Raw genomic sequence first — 10,506 nt, forward strand, 5'->3', positions numbered from 1 at the left:
CGAGCCTCTCTCATCGGGCCGTGTCCGACACGAAACCGGTCTGCATCAGACGTACGCCGCGCCGGGTGACGAGCTGGGCGCGCCCGGGCGGCAGTTGGCGGGCCTTCGCCTCGCCCAGGAACTTGCCCTCCTCCTTGGGGTAGGAGAAGAGCGTGGCGGGCGTGCCCAGCTCCCACATGCGCCGGATCACCGGGTCCATCATGGCCCGCATCGCGCCGGAGGTGCTCCGGGCCACGATCACGTGCAGGCCGATGAAGGTGCCCTGGGCCAGCAACGGCAGGAGGGGGTCGAGCGTCGAGCCCATGCCGGTGCCCTTGGTCATCAGGTCGTAGTCGTCCACGATGACGAACAGCTCCGGCCCTTCCCACCAGTCGCGTTTGCGCATCCGCTCCGACGAGACGTCCGCCCCTGGCAGCCGCCGGTTCATCGAGACCGACGTCTGGCCGGCCAGCTCGAACATCTTGTCGCCGGTGAACGCGAAGCCCACCTGGTACGCGGCGCCGATCGCGGTGTCCAGGTCGCGCCGTGAGTCGCCGAGCACGACCTTCGCCCGCTCCGGCGGGTAGTGCTGCTGGATGGCCCGCAGGACGAGCCGGAGCATGTTGGTCTTGCCGGTCTCGCTGTCGCCGAAGACCAGCATGTGCGGGGTGGCCATGAAGTCGTGCCAGACCGGGGCGAGACGCTGCTCGTCCTGGCCGATGACGACCTTGAACTCGGACTCGGGCGGCGGCAGCGTCTCGACCATCAGGTGCGCCGGGAGCATCCGTACCGGCGGGGCGGTCGGGCCGGGCCAGAACGTGCCGATCTCCTCGACCACCGACTTGGTCGCCTCGGCCAGGTCGCCCACCGCGGAGCTGCCGTCCATCCGGGGCAGCGCGGCCAGGAAGTGCAGCGCGCCCCCGGTCAGGCCGCGACCGACCTGGTTCGGCACGGTGGCCGCCTTGCGGGAGCCGTGCTCGGACTCCATCGCGTCGCCGAGCCGCAGCTCCAGCTTGGTGCCGAGCAGGTCCCGCATCCAGGTGCGCAGCTCCGACCAGCGGGTCGCGGTGACGATCACGTGCACGCCGAAGGACAGGCCGCGCGAGGCGAGTTCCTGGAACTTCTGCTCCAGCTCCTGGAAGTCCTGCTTCATCGTGTACCAGCCGTCGATGACCAGGAAGACGTGCCCGAAGCTGTCCTCGATCACCCCCTCGGCGACCTTGGCGAGGTAGCTGGACATGGAGTCGAGCCCGTGCCGGGCGAACTCCGCCTCCCGCTTCTCCATGACCTGGAGGACCTCTTCGACGGTACGGACGACGCGGTCGCGTTCCATCCGCGTCGCGACCGAGCCGACGTGCGGCAGGCCGGAGATCGAGGCGAGACCGCCGCCGCCGAAGTCGAGGCCGTAGAACTGCACCTCGCGGGGCGTGTTCGCCAGCGACAGCGCGAGGATCAGGCTGCGCAGCAGCGTCGACTTGCCGCTCTGCGGTGCGCCGGCGATGCCGACGTGGCCGTCCGCGCCGTTGAGGTCCACCACCAGCAGCTCGCGCAGCTGCTCGGCGGGCCGGTCCACCACGCCGACCGGCACCCGCAGACCGCCTTGGACGAGCGGGTCGTCGATGGTCATGCCGCGCACCGGGTCGGGCAGCACGCTCGGCATGAGCGAGTCCAGGCTGGGCGCACTGGACAACGGTGGCAACCAGACCTGGCGGGCCGGCGGGCCGGAGCCGGCGAGCCGGTCCAGCAGCACCTCGACCAGGCTCGGCCCGCCCGCGTCCACGCCGGGCTCCTCGGCCTGCTCGGCCGGGCGGTCCCGGCCGGGGTCGTGGCGCGCGGCGACCTGCCGGGTGGTGAACGGCACCACGTCGTCGGCCAGCTCGTCGTCGGCGTCGGCGACGCCGCTGAGGCGGCCGGTTCCGGTGTACGCGCCGGAGACGTACGCCGCCTTGAAGCGCACCAGGTTCGTGGTGTCGATCTTCAGGTAGCCGTTGCCGGGCTCGGGCGGCAGCTCGTACGCCGCGCCCACGCCGATCACCGACCGGGACTCCATCGAGGAGAACGTGCGCAGCGCCAGCCGGTACGACAGGTGTCCCTCGACCCGGTTGATCCGGCCCTCGTCCAGCCGCTGCGAGGCGAGCAGCAGATGCACGCCGAGCGACCGGCCGAGGCGGCCGATGGAGACGAACAGGTCCATGAACTCGCTCTTGCTGGACAGCAGCTCGCTGAACTCGTCCACGATGATCAGCAGCACCGGGAACGGCACGAGCTGCGCGCCGTTGCCGCGCGCCTTCTCGTAGTCGAACAGCGAGGCGTAGCCGCTGGCACGCAGCATCTCCTGCCGCCGGGTCATCTCGCCGTTGAGCGCGTCCTGCATCCGGTCGACGAGCGGCAGCTCGTCGGCCAGGTTGGTGATCACCGCCGAGGTGTGCGGCAGCTTGTCCATGCCGAGGAACGTGGCGCCGCCCTTGAAGTCGACGAGCACCAGGTTGAGGATCTCCGAGCTGTGCGTCGCGGCCAGGCCGCAGACGAGGGTACGCAGCAGCTCCGACTTGCCCGAGCCGGTGGCGCCGATGAGCAGGCCGTGCGGTCCCATGCCGCCCTGCGCGGACTCCTTCAGGTCCAGCTCGATGACCTCACCCTCCTCGGTGACGCCGATCGGCACCATGAGGCGGTTGCGCTGCGGGGTCCGGGTCCGCCACAGCGCCTGCACGTCGAAGGTCATCGCGTCGCGGATGCCGAGCAGCGTGGTCAGCTCGAAGCTGGTGTCCAGCGGCTCGTCGGAGACCTCCAGCGTGCCGCTGGTCCGCTTGGGCGCGATGATCCGGGCCAGGGCCTCGCACTGGGTCTCGTCGAGCCCGTCGCGCCTGGCCGTGCCGGTCGTCGCGCCGGCCGGGAACTCCACGGTGTCATCGGTGACGGTCAGCCTCAGCACCTTCGGGCCGCCGGGCATCGCGCCGGTCAGGTCGAGCAGCACCACGTTGCGGATGCCCGCGCCGAGCAGGCGGGAGCTGTCCGGCAGGTCCACCAGGTGCGCGACGATCACCAGGAACGGCTCGCTGGTGGTCGGCTTCACGGCCCGGTCGTGGTCGCCCCGGTCGGTGATCTCGGGGCCGAGCATGTCCATCAGCGCGTCGTGGCTGCCGGCGAACATCCGGACCGGGCCCGCCGCGTCGTACGCGGTGGGGTGCGCGTTGTGCGGCAGCCACTTGACCCACTCCCAGGGGCCCCGGTGCACCTCGGCGGCGAGCACGGCGATCCGCAGCTCGTCCGGGGCGTGGAAGGTGGCCAGCTGCGCCACCATGGCGCGGGCCAGGTCGATGGCCGGGTCGATGGCGCCCTCGAACTCGACGCTGGTGAAGCTCGGCAGTCCGACGGAGGTGGGGATGCCGGACACCGTGCGGTACGCCTCGGAGAAGCGCCGCAGCGAGATCGACGACAGCGGCTCCAGGTCCTCGATCGGCTTGGTGGAGGGCGGGTTGAACTTCAGCATCGCGGCCTGCCGGCCGAGACCGATGCGGACCCGGCCGAAGTCGTCGTGGCTGGGCCGGCGCTCCCACAGCCGGCTGCCCATCGCGATCGACCACAGCCAGCCCGGCTGCGGGTTGTTCCACAGGACGTGCCGGCGCTGCTGGTCGGCCGCGTCCCGGGCCTGCTTGCGCAGCTGCCCGATGTAGCGCAGGAAGTCGCGGCGCTCGCCGCGCATCTTGCGCTTACGCTCGGCGGCCGCGCGGCCGATCTGCATGACGCCCATGAGCAGCATGCCGCCGGCCATCGCGCCGCCCATCACGTACATGATCGGGGCGCGGTTGTAGAGGCCGAACATGGCGAGCATCGCGCCCATGCCGAGGCCCATCGGCACGACCATCGCGAACGAGCGGAAGTCGAGCGGGGCCTCCTCGGCCATCAGCGGCGGCTCCTGGAGCTCGATCGAGCCCTCCGGCGCCTCCGGGCCGGTGGCGCGGGGCGGGCGCTTGACGGTGACCGTACTCATCCGAGCCGCCCCACCCCGGCGTCGTCGCCACCCCAGGCGGTGTTCTCCTGGCGCAGCAGCTTCACGGCGTACCGGTCGTTGCGGTAGCGCTCGGTCACCTTGACGTCGTCGTCCTCCTCGGCCTGGCGCTTCTTCTCCTTCTCCGCCCGCTCCTGCTCCTCCTTGCGGCGCCGCTCCTGCTCGGCCCAGAACGCCTCGGCGCGTTCGGCCTCCTCCTTCTCCGCCGTCGCGAGCGCCTCCATGAACTCCGCGTCGCTGGCCGCGGGCTCGCCGCAGCGGCGCATCTTGTCCAGGTCGGCGCTGAAGAAGTCGGACGTGCCGTCGGCCGGCCGGGTCGCCTTCGCAGGCGGGACCCGTCGCCACACGGCACGCCGGAGCCCCGGTGTCTCGGACATGCTCACCTTTCCGTGCCCTGGTCGGCGGGCGCGCCGGTCAGCCAGTCGGCGTCGCTGAGGTCGTCCCACCCGGCCTTGTCGTCCGGGTCCTCGTCCGGCCGGACCAGCGGGACGTGGTCGTCGGCCGGGTGGTGGCGGGTGTCGCCGTCGCCGCCCCAGACGGCGTCGTCCTCGCGCAGCCCGGCGGCGGGGTCGGCGCTCTCCGCGGGCTCCCGGTCCTCGTCGCGTCCGGAGCGACGCCGCAGCGTGCCGGCCCGGGCCGGGTCGGCGGGGCCGCCCGCCCGTGGGCTCCGGCCGGCGAGACCGGCCACCGCGCCCGCGGCCGCCGGCCCGAGCGCCCCGGGGAGCACGACGGTCTCGACGTCCGCCACCGGGACGCCGCCGCCGGTCTTGCGGCGCGCCTCGTCCGGTTCTCCGCCGCCCGCCTCACCGGTGGGCGGCTCCACCGCCGTCGGCGCCTCCATCACTGTCGGTGGCGCGACCGCCTCGGGTACGGACGCACGCGGCGGCTCGGCGCCGTCGCGCGACTCCCCCGCCGCGACGTCCGCGTCCGGCGAGCAGCCCGCTGCTGCGGCCGGGGTCCGGCCGGCCTCGCCGGGCCGGACCGGACCGGACGCGCCGGGCCTGGCCGGGGGTGTGGTTCCGGCGGGCGTGGGCGGCAGCGTCCCGACGGCCACCGGCGTCGCCTCCGTCCGGCCGGGCAGGACCACCACCTCGGGTACGGCGACCCCGTCGGTGGACGAGTCACCAGCGACCGGCGGCGGCACGTCCGGCGCGGATTGGACCGCCGTCTCCAGTCCCGCGCCACCGGCTCCCGCGCCCGACGGCGCGTCCGGCGCTCCGGTGTCCGGGGCCGGCGGGCTCCAGTCGCCGGGATCCGCCTCGATCAGCCCGGAGGCGTCCGGCGCGTCCGGCACGCCACCGGCGGGCGCACCCGTGCCGGGGGCGCCTGGCGCTCCGGGCATCATCGGCATGCCGGCCGGCGCCGTCGCCACCGGCGAGTCGACGCCGACGTCCGAGGCCACTGGCAACGTGGCGGGAAGCTGCGGCCCGTCGACGCCGCCGAGCCCGTCGCCACCGGCCGGCGCGCCCCCGGACCCGTCCGGCACGCCGGCGTCGACGCCGGGCCGCCAGTCGTCGGCGTCGCCGCTGACCAGCCCTCGGGCGTCGGGCGACTCGGTGGCGCCGGAACCGTTCGCGCCTCCTGCCGGACCCGGCATGCCGGGCATGGGCGCGCCCAGCCCGGCGCCGCCGGACGACACGCCGGACGGCGCGCCGGGAACCTGCACGCCGTCGAACCCGGGCGACTGCCAGTCGGCCGCGTCACCTTCCACCAGGCCCTTGGCGTCCGGCGCCTCGGGAACGGCGGGTGCGCCGCCGCCACCGGCGCCGGGAGCACCGGCGCCGGGCATGCCCGGCATCATCGGCGACTGGAAGCCGCCGCCACCGGGCACCGCGCCGCCCGGGGCGGCCGGGATGTCCACGCCGCTGATCGCGCCGGGAGTGAAGTCCTTGCCGTTGCCCAGCAGCCCGTTCGCGTCCGGTTTCTCCGGCAGCCCGGGGCTGCCGCCGGCGCCGTTGCCGGCGCCGCCGGGTGAGCCGAGTCCCGGAACGCCGGGCGGGGTGAACCCGCCGCCGGCGGCGCCCCCGCCGACTCCGCCTCCGGGCTTCGGACCGCCGACCTCGCCCGGGCCGGAGAACGACGGCGGCTTCACCGAACCGCCGCCGCCGAGATTCGCCGAGCCCGGTGGCTTGATCCCCGGCGGCACCGCCCCGGGGACGAACCCGCCCGGTACGCCGCCGCCGGGCAGCCCGCCGCCGCCGATACCGCCCGGGCCGTTGAACGCCGGGGCGTCGAAGCCGGGCAGCCCGCCGCCGACGCCACCTCCGCCCGGGGTGGGGCCGCCGATCTCGCCCGGGCCGGAGAACGACGGCGGGGTGACGGTCCCCGGGCCCTGGCCGGGACCCGGCCCGCCGATGCCGCCGAGGTTCGGCGGCGTGATCGTGGGGACGGTGATGTTCGGCGGCGCGGTGAGGGGCGCGGTGGTGATGCCGCCGATGGAGGGCGTGGTGAACACCGGCGGGGTGAGCGTCGGAGGCGCCGACAGGTTCATCGTGGTGATGTTCGGCGTCGGGAACGGCGACGTCGCAGGCATGCTGATGCTCGGCGTCGGCATGGTGACCCCGGCCGTCTTCGCCTTGTCGGTGGTGATCCGGTACTGCTCGGCGACGGTGTGGACGACCTCGGCCATCTGCTGCGCCATCGGCTTCTCGTACTCGGTGCCGCTGATCGGCACCGGGCCGCTGCCGCTGCCGACGCCGTTCTGGGAGGCGATCCTCGCCCACTCGCCGTCCAGGTAGGCGATCGTCTGCTGGGCCCAGGAGAGGTGGTTGGCCGCGTCGTAGAGCTGCGACGGCAGCGACGTGAGGTTCGGGGAGGAGTTGATGGCGTTCGACGCGGTGTCGGAGTCCGGGACCTTGCCGCCGGCGAGGTGCTCGGCCTGCTTGCCGAGCAGGTCCGCGTAGAAGTTCATCTTGTCGCGGAACGCGCTGGCCGCGGGTCCCTGCCACGCCTTGTCGTCACCGACCATCGAGGCGACAGCGGTACGGATGGTCTGTTCCAGCCAGATCAGCAGGTCCTGCGTCGCCTGGAACGCCCGCGCCGCCTCGACCACCGACGCGACGTTGACGCGGGAGGCTGCGTACTGCAGTCCCGCCTCGCTGAACACCGCGGCGCCCCCGTTGACCGCGGCCTCGAGCTTGCGCCAGCCCCGGGTCTCGGTCGCCCAGGTCCGGTAGTCGTACAGGTCACCGACGGGAATTACCTTCGGCGGAAAGGTCCCTGCCTCCTCCGCGGGGTCGTTCCACCCGTCGAGTTTGCTCTCACCGAGACCGTTGCCCATGCCCCGTCCCTCTTCGCGAGCGGCGAGAACCGCCCGGCCGCGCTAGTTGCCGTCGGTCTTGATGATCTTCTGGCCGTACGTGCTCAGGTTGTCGAGGCCCTTGAAGGAGTCACCCATGACCTCGTTGAGCTTCTCCGTGGTCAGCGAGTTCAGCTCTTCGAGGTTCTTGTACTGGGCGGCCATCTTCAGCAGGGCGTGCTGCACGGCGAGGAGGGCCGTGTTCATGTCGACGAGCATGTCCTTCGTGTCGCCCTTGACGCCGCCGTCCTGGGCGGTCGCCCCGACCACCGCCTGCCGCAGCACCTCCGCGCGGGCGAAGGCCCCGGGCCGCGGGTCGACAGCGTTCAACTGGTCCACGGTGGTGAGCAGGATGTTCCCGGGACCGGTGATCCGGCCCAGCACCTCGTTGGCGAACCACTCCAGCGCGGCGGTGTTCACGGCCACGCCGCTGGTCGAGGCGGTGTCACCCTTGAACGTCGGGCTGATGCCCGGCGGGGTGAAGCCCGAGTTCGTCGGAGTCTTCGTCTCGTCGATCCAGTCGGGCTTGTCGGTGAACGCGGGCGGCTTCACGTTCGACGGGTCGGTGATGTTGGCCTTGTACTCCTTGACGAGGTTCCGCCAGCCGTCGATGTCGAGGATGTTCTTGTCGTACCACTCGCGGGCCTCGATCCACTCCGGGTGCTCGGCGCGGACCTCGTCCTTCCACCTGTCGAAATCCACGCCGGTGCGCCGGTTCTGGTGCTTGTTGTAGAAGGCCATCCAGGAGTCGTACGCCGCCTGAGTGGTGCCTTCCGGCTTCCCGATGGCGGCGTCGCCCATGCCGTAGGCGTTCATCGCGGCGATGGCTTCGGGGCTGGCGTATCCCCAGTCAATGCGGGCCAAGGAGATCACTCCACTCGAGAGTCGACGGCGGCGGGACGAAGGCGCAGACCCCAGCGGCCCGGGTCGTCTAGCTCACCGGGCCGGGGACGGACGACGGAGACTGCCGCGCCGCGTCCGCGGCAGCCGCCCGGCGGATCAACCGCCGCGGACGTCGTTCCAGATCATGGCGTGACGCTGCTCGGTGGTGCCGTAGTTGTCCGAGATCCGCAGCAGCGTCTGCCGGGCCTGCTCCAGGTAGCCCACCATCGAGTCGGCCGCCTGGTTCCAGGCCACCTTCGAGACGTGGTACTGCTGCTGGGCGGCACCGGTCCACTGGGCGAGGCTCGCCTCGACGGTGCGCTCCATCTCCTCCAGCGACGACTGGATCTGGCCGTTGATGCGGTGCATGTCGGTCAGCACGGCGTCTGCCTGCACGAAGTCGAAGGTGTAGTTGGACACGTCAGTCCTCTCGGGAGATCAGGGATCGGGGGTACGGCTCAGATGCCCGGCAGGGCCGCGCCGAAGGAGCTGGCCACGCTCGACGCCTCGTCCTCGGCCGCCTGGTAGCCCTTGGTGGTCACGCCCATGACCTCGAGCATGTTCAGCAGCTCGTTGATGACCCGCTGGAACGCGTTCTCCCAGTTGTCCATGGCCTGGTTGAAGCCCTGCGACGCCTGGCCGGTCCAGGAGGAGATCAGGACGGCCATCTGCCCGTTGACCGCGCGCAGCTGGCTGGTGAACTCGGTGGCCTTGTCGGAGAACTCCTGGGCAGCCCGCTGCATACCCGCTTCGGTGGTGCTGACGCTCGGCATCGTCACGGCCGGACTCCTCATGTCAGGGAAAGGTGGCAGGGAAGAGTGTTGATCCGCCGCCCCGTGCGGGCGCAACTTCGTCGCGCCGCCATGTCCGAACGTCACCCAACATTGCACGGCAGCGCCCCCGCGCCCGGCGGCGACGGCCGGGAGGCCGGGAAAAGTGGTTGCACTTTCATGCACTGATGCCCGGCCGGAGTTCCGGCGCGACGGCCGCGCCGTCTTCACTTGACGGCGACGTCGAGGGAGTGGTCCGTCGTGAACTACAGCGAGCGCATCGAAGGCCTGTTCCAGGAGTACGAGCGGCAGCGCAACAGCCTCACGGAGATGCAGGCCCGGATGAGCGCGCTCTCGGCCACCGCGTCGTCACCGCGCCGCGAGGTGAGCGTCACCGTCGGCCAGAACGGCGTGCTCACCGACATCCAGTTCCCCACCGGCGCCCACAAGCGGCTCACCACGGCCGACCTGACCCGGCTCGTCCTCGACACCTACGCCGACGCCAAGGAACAGGTCATGAACCAGGCGGCCGACGTGCTGGCGCCGATGCTGCCGGACGGTGTCGACGCCCACAAGCTGGTCCGGGGCCAGGCCGGCGCCGACGCGTTCCTGCCGAAGGAGCCGCGCATGGTGACGAGCGTGCGGGAACTCCTGACCCGGGGACCCGAATGACCGGCAACAATCCCGGCGGCCGGTTGTGGGTCGACCCGGACGGTGTGGAAGGGCTCGGCAAGGCGTACGAGTCGCACGTCCAGCTCTACGAGTCCTACCTCGCCCAGGCGATCGCGCTGCGCGCCCGGTACTCCAACGCCTGGGGCGACGACGACATGGGCAAGGAGTTCTCGGAGAAGTTCCTGCAGGGCATGGACAACCTCGAAGCGATCATCGGCGGCGTCAAGGGCACCCTGCACTACACCGCCGAGGGCCTGAAGGAGAGTGGCCGGGCGTACCGCGAGGCCGACGAGGCCGCCGCAGACGTGAGCCGGATGTTGGCAAAGGACTTCGACGGCCTGCGGCGCCCCGCGTACCCGATGCGGGCGGCGGTCACCGGCGACGTGCCGGAGCCTGCCGCGGAGGGTGAGCCGCGCCGGCCTCATCTGCTGTCCCGCCGCCGGGCGGCCGGCGAGCCGGTCCCCGAGCAGGCCGGGCTCCTTCCGCGGCAGCAGGGCACGCCGCTGCTGCCGGTGGAGCCCGCCGAGCCGCTGATCCCGGTCACCGCCGCCACGCCGGCCATCTCGTCCTACTTCTCCAAGCCGGAGTACGCGACCGCGCACGTCGGCGGCCGGCCACTGCCCGACGGGTACCGGCTGATCGCGCTCAACCCGTTCGCCGACGGCAGCACCCGGGTGGACGCGAACCTCTACGACTCGATCACCCCGCTGGCCGGAACGCCTGTCACCACCCCGGACGGCAGGGAGATCGATCCCGGACAGGGCCGATTCTTCGTCGTCAAGGAGAACCCGGCCGCCGACCCCACCGTCCCCGGCTACCAGCCGCTGTACCTGAGCTACGCGCCGGACGGCACGCCTTCGCCGATCATCACCGGCGCCTGAGCCACCCACCACCCG

At 72.3% G+C, this 10,506-nt stretch carries 8 protein-coding genes; 2 read left to right on the forward strand and 6 right to left on the reverse strand.

Going from position 1 to position 10,506, the window contains the following annotated elements; all coding sequences use genetic code 11:
- Positions 1–10 precede the first annotated feature (10 nt).
- The 6 genes from eccCa to O7542_RS13100 form a co-directional block, all read right to left on the reverse strand.
- Positions 11–3,970, reverse strand: coding sequence for a type VII secretion protein EccCa (eccCa, locus tag O7542_RS13075; protein ID WP_281606309.1), 3,960 nt, complete (start codon positions 3,968–3,970; stop codon positions 11–13).
- The gene (locus tag O7542_RS13080) at positions 3,967–4,365 is read right to left on the reverse strand and encodes a hypothetical protein (protein ID WP_281606310.1); all 399 of its coding nucleotides are present in this window, start codon (positions 4,363–4,365) and stop codon (positions 3,967–3,969) included. Before O7542_RS13080 ends, eccCa begins: the two co-directional genes overlap by 4 nt.
- Positions 4,366–4,367: 2 nt before the next feature.
- Positions 4,368–7,268 (reverse strand): hypothetical protein, encoded by a 2,901-nt coding sequence (locus tag O7542_RS13085; protein ID WP_281606311.1) that lies wholly within the window; start codon positions 7,266–7,268, stop codon positions 4,368–4,370.
- A 42-nt stretch (positions 7,269–7,310) separates the two neighbouring features.
- Positions 7,311–8,150, reverse strand: a complete 840-nt coding sequence (locus O7542_RS13090) for a hypothetical protein (RefSeq protein ID WP_064446534.1) — start codon at positions 8,148–8,150, stop codon at positions 7,311–7,313.
- Positions 8,151–8,285: 135 nt separating this feature from the next.
- Positions 8,286–8,588, reverse strand: a complete 303-nt coding sequence (locus O7542_RS13095) for a WXG100 family type VII secretion target (protein WP_064446310.1) — start codon at positions 8,586–8,588, stop codon at positions 8,286–8,288.
- A 38-nt stretch (positions 8,589–8,626) separates the two neighbouring features.
- Positions 8,627–8,947: a WXG100 family type VII secretion target gene (locus O7542_RS13100; RefSeq protein ID WP_064446311.1), complete on the reverse strand. Its 321-nt coding sequence runs from the start codon at positions 8,945–8,947 to the stop codon at positions 8,627–8,629.
- A 252-nt stretch (positions 8,948–9,199) separates the two neighbouring features.
- Between O7542_RS13100 and O7542_RS13105 the strand changes: the two genes are divergently transcribed.
- Positions 9,200–9,610, forward strand: coding sequence for a YbaB/EbfC family nucleoid-associated protein (locus O7542_RS13105; RefSeq protein WP_064446312.1), 411 nt, complete (start codon positions 9,200–9,202; stop codon positions 9,608–9,610).
- Complete coding sequence (locus O7542_RS13110) at positions 9,607–10,491, forward strand: hypothetical protein (RefSeq protein ID WP_281606312.1); 885 nt, start codon at positions 9,607–9,609, stop codon at positions 10,489–10,491. The genes O7542_RS13105 and O7542_RS13110 overlap by 4 nt, the downstream gene beginning before the upstream one ends.
- Positions 10,492–10,506: the final 15 nt, after the last annotated feature.

It is taken from the genome of Micromonospora sp. WMMC264, from assembly GCF_027497275.1.
Taxonomy (GTDB): domain Bacteria; phylum Actinomycetota; class Actinomycetes; order Mycobacteriales; family Micromonosporaceae; genus Micromonospora; species Micromonospora chalcea.

Excerpts from the sequence above, each read along its gene's own strand:
- eccCa (WP_281606309.1), bottom strand. The coding sequence starts at position 3,970 with ATGAGTACGGTCACCGTCAAGCGCCCGCCCCGCGCCACCGGCCCGGAG.
- O7542_RS13080 (WP_281606310.1), bottom strand. The coding sequence starts at position 4,365 with ATGTCCGAGACACCGGGGCTCCGGCGTGCCGTGTGGCGACGGGTCCCG.
- O7542_RS13085 (WP_281606311.1), bottom strand. The coding sequence starts at position 7,268 with ATGGGCAACGGTCTCGGTGAGAGCAAACTCGACGGGTGGAACGACCCC.
- O7542_RS13110 (WP_281606312.1), top strand. The coding sequence starts at position 9,607 with ATGACCGGCAACAATCCCGGCGGCCGGTTGTGGGTCGACCCGGACGGT.